Raw genomic sequence first — 14,258 nt, forward strand, 5'->3', positions numbered from 1 at the left:
CCCCGAACACACCCGCGTCTCGCCAACGGCCCGCCCGCTAAGACGATGACCGTCTTGGGGCGGGCCGTTCGCTAGCGTTGAGGCGTGACCACCGATGCCATGCCGACCCTGCTTGCCACCTTCACCGGACCCGACTCCCCCGGGGTCTCTGTGACGGTCTTCGATGTTCTCGCTGCGGCGGAGGCCACCGTCTTGGACGTGGAACAGCAAGTACTGCGAGGCCAACTCAAGCTCGACGTGCTCATTGCCTGCCCGGGCGAGGCCCCGGAGGCGGGGACCGAAGGTGTGGCTGCGCAGCTTCAGCGGGCGGGTGCGCGACTGGGGATGAGCACCAGCGTGACCCTCGGTCAGGGCGACAATGTCCAGCGGCCCAGCGGCAGGGTGGTCGTCGTTGTCGTAGGGGCGCCGCTGACGGCTCGCTCGCTGGGAGCGGTCTTCCACGAGATCGCCGCGCAGGGAGCGAACGTGGATCGGATGCGCCGTCTCGCACGTCGCCCGGTCACCGCGATCGAGCTGGATGTCTCTGGAGCGCAAGTGGATTCGCTGCGGCCGGCGCTGTCGGGGGCCGCCGCAGAACACGGAGTTGATGTCGCGGTTGCCCCCGCCGGGTTGGCCCGCCACGGGCGTCTCCTGGTGGTGATGGACGTAGATTCCACGCTCATCCAGGACGAAGTCATCGAGTTGCTAGCCGCGCATGCCGGGCGCGAGGAGGAAGTGGCCGCGGTCACGCAGCGGGCGATGCGCGGTGAGCTGGACTTCGCAGAAAGCCTGCGGGAGCGGGTGGCCACCCTGGCTGGACTCGAGGTTTCGGTGCTCGCTGACGTCCGCCACGCGGTACGGCTCACTCCGGGCGCGCGCACCCTGGTGCGCACACTGCGCCGCTTCGGGCACAGCGTCGCGCTGGTCTCTGGCGGTTTCGCCGAGATCGTCGAGCCGCTGGCGGCCGAGCTGGGGATCGAGCACGTGCATGCCAACCGGTTGGCGGTGGCCGACGGGCGCCTCACCGGTGAGGTGGCCGGGCCGATCGTGGACCGGGCCGGCAAAGCGGCGGCGCTGCGCCGCTTCGCCGAGCTGGAAGGGGTGCCGCTGGAGCGCACGGTGGCCGTCGGTGACGGCGCCAACGACCTGGACATGTTGGCCACCGCGGGGCTGGGCGTGGCGTTCAACGCCAAACCGTTGGTGCAGCAGCAGGCAGACGCCGCGGTGAATGTCCCCTACCTCGATGCCGTGTTGGCCCTCATCGGCATTGACAGCGACGCCGTGGATGCGGCCCGGGCGTAGCGGCTAACTGCGCCGCTCGGGGCGGTCACTGAACAGTTGCACCGAGCCCACAGGAGCTAGTCCGGCGCGCTCCAGGGTGAGAACCGCAGGTCGGTTCGCCGGTGCGCTGCAGGCGACGACGAGTTCGTTCTCTGGCACGGCCCGTAGCGCGGCACGCACCAGCTCGACGCCGTGGCCGTGGCCGCGCCGCTGCGGCGCCAGGTGGAAGAACAGCTCGCGCAACCCGCCGATGCCGCGCGAGAGCACGACCACGTCTTCACTGCCCGGATCGGGTCGGCCGAAGACCTGGACCTCGCTGCATACCCGGCGGGCGTGCTCCACGAGTGGGATGCGTGCCAGATCATGTCGGGTGACCAGGGGTTCAGTGCCTGGTTGCTCCCCGAGCCCAGCCCCCAGGAACAACAGATCCAGGGAGTCGATCCAACCGTCCTTGGCCAGCGCGGTCACCACCCGAGGATGGTGGGCGCCGCCGCACCCGTCGACACCGAGGTCGCTCAGCTCGACCTCGGTGTGATCGTAGGAGACAGCTAACACCGCATGGCCCGGGAAACTCAGGATGCCCTGCACATGCGGCGCCCACGGGGTCACCCGTAGCCACCCGCCGTCGGTCGGGGGCCGGTTGCCGGTGGCCAGCTCGCGCAGGAATCTCGCCAGCGGGTGCCTGGCGGGGGTCCAGATCGGCGAATCGGTAGTCATCGGCGGGTCCTAAGCTGCTGTTTCGAGGCGGGGTTCTGCCCGTCTCATCGGCGAACCGCGCTGCCTATGTAGTCAATCCGTGCAGGCAACGACTCGCCCAGCGCCCCGTGCTGTCAACCAGAGCAGCAGCTCAGTCGCCGACGGCGTGAAAGCCCCCGTCGACGTGCACGATTTCTCCGGTGGTGGCCGGGAACCAGTCCGACATCAAGGCCACGCATGCCTTGGCGGCCGGAGACGGGTCGCTGATGTCCCAGCCGAGTGGGGAGTGCTCTCCCCACTGGGCGAACCTGTCGAAGGCCGGGATGCTCTTGGCCGCGGTGGTACGAATCGGACCGGCCGCTACCAGGTTGCAGCGAATCCCCTTGGGGCCCAGGTCGCGAGCGCAGTACCGGTTCGTCGATTCGAAGGCCGCCTTGGCCACGCCCATCCAGTCATAACCGGGCCAGGCGATGCTGGCATCGAGGGTGAGCCCGACGAGCGCTCCGCCCGGCTTCATCAGCGGTTCAGCGCCCTTGGCCAGCGCTTTGAGGGAGTAGGCCGAGATCTGCAAGGCCGGGGCTACGTCTTCCCAACTGGCGTTCATGAAGTCGAACGCACCCCGGGGGGCGAACCCGATCGAGTGCAGCACCCCGTCGAGCTGGTCGGTGTGTTCGCCCACGCGGGTCGACAAGGCGTCGAAGTCCTCCTGGTTGGAGGCATCCAGTTCGATGACCGGGGCGGCCTGCGGGAGACGACGCGCGATGGCGCTGGTGATCTTGGCTGCGCGCCCGAAGGCTGTCAGCACCACCGAGGCGCCCTGCTCCTGCGCGAGGCGGGCCACGTGAAAGGCGATCGAGGACTCGGTAAGGACGCCGGTGACGAGGATCGTCTTTCCATCGAGCAAGGCCATGTCGGTTGTCTCCTGTGGGTGGCGAGGTGGTGAAGGGTGAGTGCAGCCAGCGGTGTCAGTGGCCCATGCCCAGACCGCCATCGACGGGCAGGACAGCCCCGTTGATGTAGGAGGCCGCGTCCGAGGCGAGGAAGGCAACGGCCTTGGCGACCTCTTCCGGGGCACCGAAACGAGCGGCTGGGATGAGCTTGGTATAGGTGGCTGCCAGGTCTGCGGGGAGCGCCTGGGTCATCTCGGTGTCGATATACCCCGGTGCGACCACGTTGGCGGTGATCGCTCGAGACCCCAACTCCCGAGCCAGCGAACGTGCCACGCCGACCAGGCCGGCTTTGCTCGCGGCGTAGTTGACCTGCCCGGGGGCACCGTAGAGGCCTACCACGCTGGAGATGAGGATGATGCGCCCGCCTTTGAGTCGCAGCATGCCCTTGCTGGCCCGTCGGGCGCAGCGAATGGCCCCGACGAGGTTGGTCTGCAAGACCGTGTCGATGTCTTCGTCGGACATCCGCATGAGCAGTTGGTCGCGGGTGATGCCGGCATTGGCGACGAGCACCCCGATGGGGCCGCCGACGATCTTCTCCGCAGCGCTGAAACCGGCGTCGACGCTGTCCGTGTCGGTGACATCCAGCCGCACGGCGGCCAGGTCCTCCGGAGCGTCCCCGGATCGTGATCCGACCACCACCTGATGTCCGGCCTCGCGCAGCGCCAGGGCTGTGGCCAGACCGATCCCCCGGTTGCCGCCGGTGACCAGGACCGGGCGCGGGGTGCCGGCGCCGGACGTCGGTGTGCTCATGTGCTCTCTCCTTGGCAGGTGGGATCGGGCTTGTGCGAAAGTAACCCACTACCGACCGGTAGCGGTCATCCCGGGTCGTGAGGTATCCCGCTGGGCCGCGGTGGCTGGCCGCGCCGAGTCCGTGGAAGGTGCGTAAGCTGGCAATCATGAGACGGTCCGAGGAGCTGGAGACGCGGGTGTACTCGGTCTCTGCGGCGCCCCCGTCGGCGAAAGCCGATCGCGACCACCGGATGCGTTCGTACCTGATCTCGATGACGATCCGTACCGTGAGCTTCGCTCTGGTCGGGGTGTTCGTCACGATCCTGCCCTGGCCGCCGGGCGCCTGGATCTGCGCCATTGCCGCCGTGGTTCTTCCCTACCCCGCAGTGGTGTTCGCCAACGCCACCAACAAGCGCACCCAGGACATCGAATTCGAGGCTGTCACCCCGCAGATGCTGATGCCGCCGCCACCGCCGCCGAGCACTGACTGAGGATCATCCGCCGATTGCCGACATCGGTCGGGCCGGTTGAGTGAAATCGGGCAGTCCGATTCCGTGCCCGCTGGCCTTGCGCCACATCTCTCCCCGAATGAGACGCACCAGATCCTTATCGTCGGCGCCCTCTCGAAGCGGCCCGCGCAGATCGACCTCTCCGCGCGAGAAGAGACAGTTGCGCACCATCCCATCGGCTGTCAGCCGCACCCGGTCGCAGGCGCCGCAGAAGGGTGCGGACACGCTGGCGATGATGCCCACCGTGCCAGGGCCGCCATCGACGAGGAAGCGCTCGGCCGGGGCGCTACCGCGCTGGCCCACCGGTGTGAGCGTGAACCGTTCTTCAAGTTTCTCTTTGAGCTCGGTGGCGCTGACCATGGCACCCCGCTGCCACTGGTGCTGAGCATCCAGCGGCATCTGCTCGATGAAGCGCAGCTCATAACCGCGCTCCAGGCACCACCCGAGGAGGTCGGCGACTCCGGAGTCATTCACATCCCGCATGGCGACCGCGTTGACCTTCACCGGGGTGAGCCCCGCCTCGGCGGCCGCGGCTAGCCCCGCGATGACGTCATCAAGGCGGTCCCGTCTGGACAGCGTCTTGAAGGTCTCACGCTCGATCGTGTCCAGGCTGATGTTGACCCGGTCCAAACCGGCCTCCGCCAGCGCCTGAGCCGACCGTGCCAGGCCGATCCCGTTGCTCGTCATCGCGATCCGGGGCCGCGGCCGCAACTGGGCGATACCGGCCACCAGATCGGGCAGGCTGCGACGCAGCAGCGGTTCGCCGCCGGTGAGGCGAACCTGTTCGATCCCGAGGTCAACAAAGATGCCGACGAGACGGAGCAACTCTTCATCGGTCAGCATTTGCGGCTTGGCCATCCAAGGCAGGCCCTCGGCAGGCATGCAGTAGGTGCAGCGCAGATTGCAGTGATCGGTCAGAGAGACTCGCAAGTCCTTGGCCACGCGCCCAAAGGTGTCTTGTAGACCGCGTCGGGTCTCATCCGCAACCGCGGGTTCGTCGCGGTCTGCGGGTTCCTGTACAGGTGACTCCGATGCTGGGTGCATCGTGCCAGCCTAGGCCGAGTACCGTCGGGGGCGTGCTCCGGGTCTTGCTGTCGCCGCGCTGGCTGGGTGCCCTTGTGCTCGCCGCGTTCTTCGCTGCTGCCTGTGTCGCCCTCGGTTTTTGGCAGTGGGGGCGATATGAGGACAAGTCGTTGCGCGCTGAACTCGTGCGCACCTCCTACGCCGCCGACCCTGTCCCGCTGGACTCGGCACTGCCGGCCGGGGCGCCGCCGCTGAATGAACGCCAGGTGTGGACCCGGGTCGTGGTCGATGGTCGATACGACCCCGCCAAACAGCAACTCGTTCGCAACCGGCCACAGAAGGTCACCTACGGGTATGAAGTGCTCGTACCCCTGGTCCTGCAGGACGGCAGCGCGCTGCTGGTCGATCGCGGCTGGGTGCCCAACGCCGAACGCGCCGATGTCACTCCAGAGGTGCCGCCTGCGCCCCAAGGCTCGGTGCGGGTGACCGGCTGGCTGCGTCAGGGCGAGGAGTCCTTGGACCGCGACATGCCGACCGGCCAGTTGGCATCCATCGATCTGGCAGCTGCCGAACGCGCCACCGGTTACCGATTGCGCCCCGCCTACCTGGTGCTGGGCCAGGAACAGGTGCCCTCCGGGGCTACTCCGCCGCGTCCGCAGGCCCTGATCGAGCCGGACACCGACCTGGGGCCGCACTTCGCCTACGCCCTGCAGTGGTGGTTCGGCGCTCCCCTCGGCTTTGTGCTCGTCGGGGTGTACGCCCGACGGGAGTTCATCGATTCCCTGCCTGAGGAGGATCCGCGTCGGTTGGAGCGCGCCCGCCGAGAACAGGCGCCGAAGAAGAAGCGGATCTGGGACGAGGAAGACGAATAGGCAAGCCTTAGCTACTGCGCTTTCAGGGCTGGCTGGATACGGTGGCGGTATGTGCTCATACCGGAACGAGACCGACAGCATGGGCGCCGTACAGGTGCCCACGGACCACTACTGGGGTGCCCAAACGCAACGCAGCATCGGCAACTTCCCGATCGGACGCGACACCTTCGTCTGGGGCCGCTCGATGGTCCGGGCGCTGGGGTTGCTGAAGAAGGGTGCGGCCCTGGCCAACGCCGAGCTGGGACAATTGCCTCTGGCCGAGAACGAGATCGCAGCTATGGTGCAGGCCGCTGATGAGGTTGTGCGTGGTGACCTCGACAAGGAATTTCCGTTGGTCGTCTTCCAAACGGGCAGTGGCACCCAATCCAACATGAACGCCAACGAGGTGATCTCTAACCGGGCGATCGAGATCCTCGGCGGCGAGTTGGGCAGCAAGACGCCGACCCACCCCAACGACCACGTCAACCGGGGCCAGAGCAGCAACGACACCTTCCCCACCGCGATGCACATCGCCGTCGTGCTGGACCTGCATGAATTCCTGTACAACCAGGTGAGCCGGTTGCGCGAGACCTTGGCTGAGAAATCCGAAGCCTTCAGCGACGTGGTGAAGGTGGGTCGCACTCACCTGCAGGACGCCACCCCCATCACGCTGGGACAGGAGATCTCCGGCTGGGTCGCGCAACTGGACTTCGCCTTGGATGCGGTGCGGCACAGTGAGATCGGCCTGCTCGACCTGGCGATCGGTGGCACGGCAGTGGGAACGGGCTTGAACGCCCATCCCGAGTTCGGGAAGACCGCTGCAGCCAAGATCGCCGCCGAGACCGGCCATGACTTCCGCCAGGCAGAGAACACCTTTGCGGCGCTCGCCGCCCACGACGCATTGGTGGCCGTCAGCGGCTCGCTACGGGTGCTGGCGATGGCGCTGATGAAGATCGCCAACGACGTGCGTTGGTTGGCTTCGGGGCCGCGTAACGGCATCGGCGAGATCACCATCCCGGAGAATGAGCCGGGCTCCAGCATCATGCCGGGCAAGGTCAACCCGACCCAGTGCGAAGCGCTGACGATGGTGACGACCCGGGTCTTCGGTAACGACGCCACCGTCGGATTCGCCGGCAGCCAGGGCAACTTCGAGCTCAACGTCTACAAACCGGTGATGGCGCACGCGGTTCTGGAGTCCATCCGCCTGCTCGGGGACGCCTGTGCAGCGTTCACCGAACACTGCGCCGTCGGCATCGAGCCGAACCACGAACGCATCACGGCCAACCTCGAGTCGAACCTCATGCAGGTGACGGCCCTCAACCGGCACATCGGCTACGACAAGGCCGCCAAGATCGCCAAGACGGCGCACGCCGACGGGAGCTCGTTGCGGGAGGCCGCACTCGCGCTTGAGTACGTGACGCCGGAAGAGTTCGATGCCTGGGTGGTGCCGATCGACATGACGCACCCGAGCGCCTGAGGGGTCTGCGCAGCCATCAGTTTTCGCCGGGCAGGCTGGCGGCTTCAGACTGCCCGGCGAACTGTGTGGCGTGCAGGTCGGCGTAGAGCCCGCCCTGGGCGAGTAGCTGCTCATGCCGTCCGGCCTGCACGACGCGGCCCTCGTCCACGACGAGAATCTGTTCGGCATGGCGCACGGTGGAGAGCCGGTGCGCGATCACCAGTGCGGTACGCCCGGCCAGTGCGGTATCCAAAGCGCGCTGGACTGCAGCCTCAGATTCGCTGTCCAGGTGGGCGGTGGCCTCGTCCAGGACGACCACTCCGGGACTCTTCAGCAACAGCCGGGCGATAGCGAGCCGTTGCTTCTCCCCGCCGGAGAGGCGATGCCCTCGGTCGCCGACGACGGTGTCCAGGCCCGCGGGCAGTCTCTCGATGAGTTCCCAGATGTGAGCGGCCCGTAGCGCGTTGACGATCTCTTCATCGCTGGCGCCTGGGCGTGCGTAGCGCAGGTTGGCGCGGATCGTGTCGTGGAACAGGTGCGGATCCTGGGTGACAATGCCGACCCGATCACGCAGCGAGCTCGTGGAAACATCGCGGACGTCAACTTCGCCGATGCGTACCGCGCCGGAGCTGACGTCGTACAGCCGAGCCACGAGACTGCTCACGGTGGTCTTTCCGGCCCCGCTGGGCCCCACCAGGGCAACCAGTTGGCCGGGTTCGGCCCGTAAGGACAGCTCGTGCAGGACGACCTCGCCGCGGCCCCGATCCCCTGATGCCGTTGATTCCAGCGACGCCAACGAGATTTCATCGGCGCCGGGGTAGGCGAAGGTGACGTGATCCAGTTCCACCGACAGCGGCCCGGTCGGCAGGTCCACAGCCCCTGGCCGGTCGGTGATGAGCGGTCGTAGATCGAGAACCTCGAAGACCCGTTCGAAGGAGACCAGGGCGGTCATCACGTCGACGCGCACGTTCGACAGCGCCGTCAGCGGTCCGTAGAGCCGGGCCAGCAATGCGGTCAGCGCGAGGAGGGTGCCGACTGTCAATCCACCTTCGATGGCGAGCAACCCACCGACGCCGTAGACCAGAGCGGTGGCCAAGGCCGCGACCAGGGTCAGTGCCGTGAGGAAGATGGAACGGTTCAGCGCGATGTTGATTCCGACGTCGCGGACCCGCCCGGCGCGCTCGGCGTACTCCTGGGTCTCCTGAGCGGGGCGCCCGAAGAGCTTGACCAGTAGCGCCCCGGCAACGTTGAATCGCTCGGTCATTCGGCTGCCCAGGTCGGCATTGAGCATCATCGACTCACGGGTCAGCGCCGACAGCCGGCGTCCCATGAACCGGGCCGGGATGAGGAAGAGCGGCACCAGCGCCAGAGCTGCCAAGGTCAATTGCCAGGACAGCAGCAGCATTGCGCCCAGCACGACCACCAGCGAGACGACGTTACTCAGCACTCCGGACAGCGTGGAGGTGAAGGCCTGCTGAGCTCCGATCACGTCGGTGTTCAGTCGGCTGACCAGTGCCCCGGTCTGGGTCCGGGTGAAGAAGGCGACTGGTTGGGCCATGACGTGCTCGAAGACGTGCGATCGCAGATCGAAGATAAGGCCCTCACCGATCGTGGCTGAGGTCCAACGCTGAACGACCCCGAGGACGGCGTCCAGCACCGCCAGCGCGGCCACGATGAGGGCCAGGTTGACGACATGTCGCCGATCGCCTTCCAAGACACCCTGATCGACGATGCTGCGCAGCAGAAGAGGCGTAGCGACGACCAGCCCCGCCGAGGCGCAGACGATCACCATGAACAGGGCGATCTTGCCCAGGTAGGGCCGCCCGTAGGAGGCGACTCGTCGCGCGGTGCCGGGGGCCAGTCGGGCGCCTTTGAGGTTGTCGCGAGAGTAGGACCTCATCGTGGTCCACCCGCCGCCCGCTGCGCCCATCGTCATTCGCCGATCTCCTGTCCTGCTGCCGGTAACCAGATGGGCAACACTGGTTCACCCGGACTCCTTCCCTGCGGTCCCCGGGCATGACGACCCTGGGGGGCCGACGTCGCCCCCCCCGTAGTACGACAGAGGTCTGCTGGCGGTACCCGCCCGCGCGCCGAGCGACAGAGTTGAGCCGCGACAGCGACGACGCCGGCTCTGAACAGCGCTAGCGCGCCGACCTGCTGGCCTGGGCCAGGCCGACCAGCAGCCGTGACTGGGCTTGCCGTTCCGCAGCGAGCTGTTCATCTGCGCTGCGATCCAGAGCACCGCGCATCAGCGGCAGCAGTTCGCGCACCGTTGCGGCCGGGGCTTGCAGCACGGCGGCGGTGAGGTCCTGCACGGTCTCCTGCAGCCTGTCCGCGGGCACCGCCAGCGTGGCCAGGCCCATCGCCACGGCTTCCTGCGCCCCCACGGTGCGCCCGGTCACGCAGATCTCCATGGCGCGCTCCGGCCCGACGAGCCGGGTCAAGGCCCTCGTGCCGCCCAGGTCCGGGATGAGGCCGAGAGTGACCTCGGCCATCGCCAACTGCGCATCCTCGGCCAGGACCCGCAGGTCGGCGCCGAGGGCAAGCTGGAAGCCGGCACCTATCGCGTGGCCGTGGACTGCGGCCACAACCAGGGCGCTGCACTCGCGCCATGCGGTGAAACCCCGCTGATAAGGGGCGATCTGGTCGGCGAGCCCGGCAGCATCCCCGGCAACGGCCGGCCCGAGCATGTCGGGTTCACCGGCTATCCCGCCCGGGCTCAACATCGCCCGATCCAACCCTGCCGAGAACGAGGGCCCCTCACCGGAGAGGATGACGACACGCACCTCGGGGTCAAGGTTCTCGGCGATCTGCGCCAGCGCCAACCACAAGGTCGGCGTCTGGGCGTTGCGGCGAGCCGGATTGTCCAGGCGGACCTGCAGGACCGCCCCTTCTCGGGTGAGGCACAGATGCGGATGCGGGCGCGTGGTGGGCATGCGGGCAGATTACGGTGGCCGGACCCCGGCCGCACGGAATCGGGTTGGTGAGCCCACTCACTGCGGGCGCGACTCCCCCGCTCAGGCCAACGAGATGAGGTCGAGGTAGTCGCGACCCCACAGGTCTTCGACCCCGTCCGGCAGCAGCAGAACACGCTCCGGTTCCAGTGCCTCGACTGCGCCCTCGTCGTGGCTGACGAGCACGACGGCGCCTTCGTAACTTCGCAGCGCTCCCAGGATCTCCTCCCGGCTTGCCGGGTCGAGGTTGTTCGTCGGCTCATCGAGCAGCAACACGTTTGCGCTGCTGACCACCAGGGTGGCCAGCGACAGCCGAGTCTTCTCCCCGCCGGAGAGCACCCGAGCCGGTTTCTCCACGTCGTCGCCGGAGAACAGGAAGCTGCCGAGAACCTTGCGCACGTCGGTCTCGCCCAGGTCGGGCGCGGCCGTCTTCATGTTCTCCAGGACCGTGCGCTCCACGTCGAGGTTCTCGTGTTCCTGGGCGTAATAGCCCAGCTTGAGCCCGTGCCCGGGCTCGACTCGGCCGGTGTCCGGTTTGTCGATCCCCGCCAGGATCCGTAGCAGCGTGGTCTTGCCGGCACCGTTGAGTCCCAGGACGACCACCCGGCTGCCACGGTCGATGGCCAGGTCCACGTCGGTGAAGACCTCCAGGGAACCGTAGGAGCGCGACAAACCCGATGCAGTCAACGGGGTGCGCCCGCACGGGGCCGGCTTCGGGAATCGCAGCTTGGCGACCTTCTCCTGGGCGCGCTCCCCCTCCAAACCCGCAAGCAGCCGTTCGGCGCGGCGGGCCATGTTCTGAGCGGCGACCGCCTTGGTTGCCTTGGCGCGCATCTTGTCGGCCTGCAACATCAGGGCGCCGGCCTTCTTCTCCGCGTTCAATCGCTCGCGCTTGCGGCGCTTCTCGTCGGTCTCGCGCTGTTGCAGGTAAGCCCGCCAGCCCACGTTGTACAGATCGAGCTCGGCTCGGTTCGCGTCGAGGTGGAAGACGCGATTCACGACCTCATCCAGCAGCGCGACATCGTGGGAGATCACGATGAGGCCACCCCTGTAGGTCTTGAGGTAGTCCCGCAGCCAGGTGATGGAGTCCGCATCGAGGTGGTTGGTCGGCTCGTCGAGCAGCAGCGTCTGCGCCCCCGAGTACAAGATGCGGGTGAGTTCGACCCGTCGGCGCTGTCCGCCGGAAAGGTGCCGCAGCTCTTGGGAGAGCACGCGGTCGTCCAGGCCGAGGGCCGAGGCGATGGACGCGGCTTCGGACTCGGCGGCGTAGCCCCCGGCAGCTTCGAAGCGCGCCTGGAGTTTGGGGTAGCGCTCCATCGCCCGCTCGTGGGTCTCTACGTCGGCGCTGGCCATGGCGCCTTCGGTGTCGTGCATCTTGCGCACAATCTCATCCAAGCCGCGTGCCGAGAGGATGTGGTGGCGCGCCACGACTTCGAGATTGCCGTCACGAGGGTCCTGCGGCAGGTAACCGATGTCGCCGGAACGACTCAAGGAACCGCCCGCGGGCTCGCTCCAACCGGCAAGCACCTTCGTCAGCGTCGTCTTTCCAGCACCGTTGCGTCCCACCAAGCCGATGCGGTCACCGGGGGCGACCCGAAAAGTGGCGTTGTCGATGAGCAGTCGTGACCCGGCACGCAACTCGATTCCAGTCGCGGAGATCACACGCGGCTCCTTCGTAGATAGACGGTGGTTCGTGGTGATGGCGTCGGCGCCACCCTTGGGCGCAACAGAGCACCCGGACAGTAACGAAGAGGTGTCCGTGCGGGCACAACCACGTGGGTGACCTGCGCATGGGAGGCGGCATCGAGCCTGACCCAGCCCCTCTCGCGCGAGGTCGGGCACAAGAGCCCAGCAGGTAGTCTAATTGAGCAGTTCGTCGCGGGTGTCCGCGGCCACGATGGGGCGGGAGGCCAAGCGATGGTGTTCAACAACGATGCGCAGCTCAACACGTCGAATGTGTCGCGAGGCGGCGGCGGTAGCGGACCGGGCCGCGGGGCCGTGCTCGGTGGTGGCGGCGGGATCCTCGGGGTGGTCGGTCTCATCATCTACATGCTGCTCGGCGGCAATCCGGCCGACCTGCAACAACAGCCGGTGGCTCAACAACCGGCCGGCGCCCAGGGGCAGGACGCGGGCGATCTGGTGCAGAAGTGCAAGACCGGTGCCGACGCCAACAAGTACGCCGAATGCCGCATCATCGGCACCCAGAACAGCGTCGAGGCGTTCTGGCGCGAGAAGCTGGCCGAGCAGTCCGGCGGGCAGCGCCAGTGGCAGGACACCCGTCTGGTGATCTACAACGAGCCGACGCAGTCACAGTGCGGCACCGCCTCCAACGATGTCGGTCCCTTCTACTGCCCTCTGGACAAGAGCGTCTACCTGGACGCCAGCTTCTTCGACATCCTGCACGACCAGTTCGGCTCCTCCAAGGGCGCCCTCGCGCAGGAGTACGTGGTGGCCCACGAGTACGGGCACGCGCTGCAGGATCAGCTCGGCCTGCTCGGCCGGGCCCAGCAGGACCCGAAAGGTGCCGAAAGCGGTGGTGTCCGGGTCGAGCTGATGGCCGACTGCTTCGCCGGAATGTGGGCGCGCCACGCCGCAACGACCAAAGATGACCGCGGCAACACCTTCCTCGAGCCGATAACCCAGTCCCAGATCAACGACGCGCTCTCGGCGGCCGAGGCCGTCGGAGATGACCGCATCATGAAACGCACCCAGGGTCGGGTTAGCCCGGAGAACTTCACGCACGGCTCGTCCGAACAGCGGCAGCGCTGGTTCATGACGGGGTATCAGAGCAGCGACATCAACGCCTGCAACACTTTCGACGCGCCGCGCCTGTAACGGCTCTGATCAGCGAAGATGCGCCTGATCGAGGCAATCTTCGCGGTGGGGTGCCGGCGTGCGTGGGTGGCGATGCCCTTCCGTGCACGGCTGGTGCGCGGTCGTCCTGAGGACGTTCAGCGGTGGCGGATTGTTCCCCAACTCGACAAGCGGTAAATATGATCTATCTCACTTATATGCCGCTTGGTTTGCCTCGTCCGTTGCCAAGTCGTTATGTTCAACCCGGTGCCGGCCCCCTGTACGGCACTACCGACCTCGACGCTGAATCCTGCCACCGAGGGCGGTCAACGCACACAGATTCGTGATGGTGGCAGGAGCGGTGCACCCAGCAGTATGGGAGCGGAAAATTCGCCCCCTTGGGGTAAAGCTGACCAACGACGAAAGTCGAAGTTCAGCCGGGAACGCCCAGGTTCCCGAACCCGACAGGTCATGCCTCGTAAGCGCCTCCTGGACACTAACCACTCATGTTGCGATCGTTCTCAGGCACTCGTACGCGTTTAGCTGCGGCTGGCACCCTCGCTCTCGTTCTCTCTGGTGGCCTCAATGTGGCCGCCGCACCCTCCTCCGACGCCGCCATCAGCGCGTCCAAAGGTCGCCAGGCGGTAAGCATCGCCAGCACCAAGCGGGGAACCCCCTACCGTTGGGGCGCCACAGGCCCCCGCTCTTTCGACTGCTCCGGGTTCACCAGCTGGACCTTCAAGCGTCTCGGCAAGAGCATCCCGCGCACTGCCCACCAGCAGTACCGCGCCAGCATGAAGATCAGCCGTCGCTCTGCCCGCCCGGGCGACCTCGTCTTCTACGGTGGCAAGCGCAAGTACCACGTCGGCATCTACGCCGGTAACGGTCGCATGTGGCACGCCCCCCGCACGGGTGACGTCGTCAAGCTCGCCAAGGTGCGCGGTAACGCCTCCTACGGCCGCGTGCGCTGAGCAACCCAGCACATACGTCGCGGGCCGACCCCGGTACTCCGGGATCGCCCCGCGACGCTTTTATGT

At 67.1% G+C, this 14,258-nt stretch carries 13 protein-coding genes; 6 read left to right on the plus strand and 7 right to left on the minus strand.

Going from position 1 to position 14,258, the window contains the following annotated elements:
- Positions 1-84: 84 nt before the first annotated feature.
- A complete protein-coding gene (serB, locus tag G9V96_RS02040; protein ID WP_226913385.1) occupies positions 85-1,281 on the plus strand; it encodes a phosphoserine phosphatase SerB in 1,197 nt (398 codons plus the stop codon).
- A gap of 3 nt (positions 1,282-1,284) precedes the next feature.
- Here the strand turns inward: serB and G9V96_RS02045 are convergent, their stop codons facing one another.
- The 3 genes from G9V96_RS02045 to fabG all read right to left on the minus strand — a co-directional run bounded on the left by G9V96_RS02045 (position 1,285) and on the right by fabG (position 3,656).
- A complete protein-coding gene (locus G9V96_RS02045) occupies positions 1,285-1,977 on the minus strand; it encodes a GNAT family protein (protein ID WP_168581546.1) in 693 nt (230 codons plus the stop codon).
- A gap of 130 nt (positions 1,978-2,107) precedes the next feature.
- Positions 2,108-2,866, minus strand: a complete 759-nt coding sequence (gene fabI / locus G9V96_RS02050) for an enoyl-ACP reductase FabI (RefSeq protein ID WP_168581547.1) — start codon at positions 2,864-2,866, stop codon at positions 2,108-2,110.
- Between the two features lie 55 nt (positions 2,867-2,921).
- Entirely contained in the window at positions 2,922-3,656 is a 735-nt protein-coding gene (fabG, locus tag G9V96_RS02055) for a 3-oxoacyl-ACP reductase FabG (RefSeq protein WP_168581548.1), read from the minus strand.
- A gap of 146 nt (positions 3,657-3,802) precedes the next feature.
- On the opposite strand from fabG, the gene G9V96_RS02060 reads away from it, so the two are divergent.
- Positions 3,803-4,126, plus strand: coding sequence for a DUF3099 domain-containing protein (locus G9V96_RS02060; RefSeq protein ID WP_168581549.1), 324 nt, complete (start codon positions 3,803-3,805; stop codon positions 4,124-4,126).
- Between the two features lie 3 nt (positions 4,127-4,129).
- Here G9V96_RS02060 and moaA read toward each other — a convergent pair whose 3' ends face one another.
- Complete coding sequence (gene moaA, locus G9V96_RS02065) at positions 4,130-5,188, minus strand: GTP 3',8-cyclase MoaA (RefSeq protein WP_168581550.1); 1,059 nt, start codon at positions 5,186-5,188, stop codon at positions 4,130-4,132.
- Positions 5,189-5,220: 32 nt separating this feature from the next.
- On the opposite strand from moaA, the gene G9V96_RS02070 reads away from it, so the two are divergent.
- Positions 5,221-6,039 (plus strand): SURF1 family cytochrome oxidase biogenesis protein, encoded by an 819-nt coding sequence (locus G9V96_RS02070; RefSeq protein ID WP_168581551.1) that lies wholly within the window; start codon positions 5,221-5,223, stop codon positions 6,037-6,039.
- Positions 6,040-6,088: 49 nt separating this feature from the next.
- Positions 6,089-7,495 carry a class II fumarate hydratase gene (gene fumC, locus G9V96_RS02075; protein WP_168581552.1) on the plus strand — a complete coding sequence of 469 codons (1,407 nt, stop codon included), beginning with the start codon at positions 6,089-6,091 and terminating at the stop codon, positions 7,493-7,495.
- A 16-nt stretch (positions 7,496-7,511) separates the two neighbouring features.
- On the opposite strand, the gene G9V96_RS02080 is transcribed toward fumC, so the two are convergent.
- The 3 genes from G9V96_RS02080 to G9V96_RS02090 all read right to left on the minus strand — a co-directional run bounded on the left by G9V96_RS02080 (position 7,512) and on the right by G9V96_RS02090 (position 12,090).
- Positions 7,512-9,374 carry an ABC transporter ATP-binding protein gene (locus G9V96_RS02080; RefSeq protein ID WP_226913387.1) on the minus strand — a complete coding sequence of 621 codons (1,863 nt, stop codon included), beginning with the start codon at positions 9,372-9,374 and terminating at the stop codon, positions 7,512-7,514.
- A 241-nt stretch (positions 9,375-9,615) separates the two neighbouring features.
- Positions 9,616-10,410, minus strand: coding sequence for an enoyl-CoA hydratase/isomerase family protein (locus G9V96_RS02085; protein ID WP_168581554.1), 795 nt, complete (start codon positions 10,408-10,410; stop codon positions 9,616-9,618).
- An 81-nt stretch (positions 10,411-10,491) separates the two neighbouring features.
- Entirely contained in the window at positions 10,492-12,090 is a 1,599-nt protein-coding gene (locus tag G9V96_RS02090; RefSeq protein WP_168581555.1) for an ABC-F family ATP-binding cassette domain-containing protein, read from the minus strand.
- 255 nt (positions 12,091-12,345) lie between these two features.
- Between G9V96_RS02090 and ypfJ the strand changes: the two genes are divergently transcribed.
- Both ypfJ and G9V96_RS02100 read left to right on the plus strand, forming a co-directional pair.
- Positions 12,346-13,263 carry a KPN_02809 family neutral zinc metallopeptidase gene (gene ypfJ / locus G9V96_RS02095; RefSeq protein WP_168581556.1) on the plus strand — a complete coding sequence of 306 codons (918 nt, stop codon included), beginning with the start codon at positions 12,346-12,348 and terminating at the stop codon, positions 13,261-13,263.
- A 545-nt stretch (positions 13,264-13,808) separates the two neighbouring features.
- Positions 13,809-14,192 (plus strand): C40 family peptidase, encoded by a 384-nt coding sequence (locus tag G9V96_RS02100; RefSeq protein WP_226913388.1) that lies wholly within the window; start codon positions 13,809-13,811, stop codon positions 14,190-14,192.
- The last annotated feature ends 66 nt before the right edge of the window (positions 14,193-14,258 follow it).

The organism is Gephyromycinifex aptenodytis, assembly GCF_012277275.1.
In the GTDB taxonomy this organism is placed as follows: Bacteria; Actinomycetota; Actinomycetes; order Actinomycetales; family Dermatophilaceae; genus Gephyromycinifex; species Gephyromycinifex aptenodytis.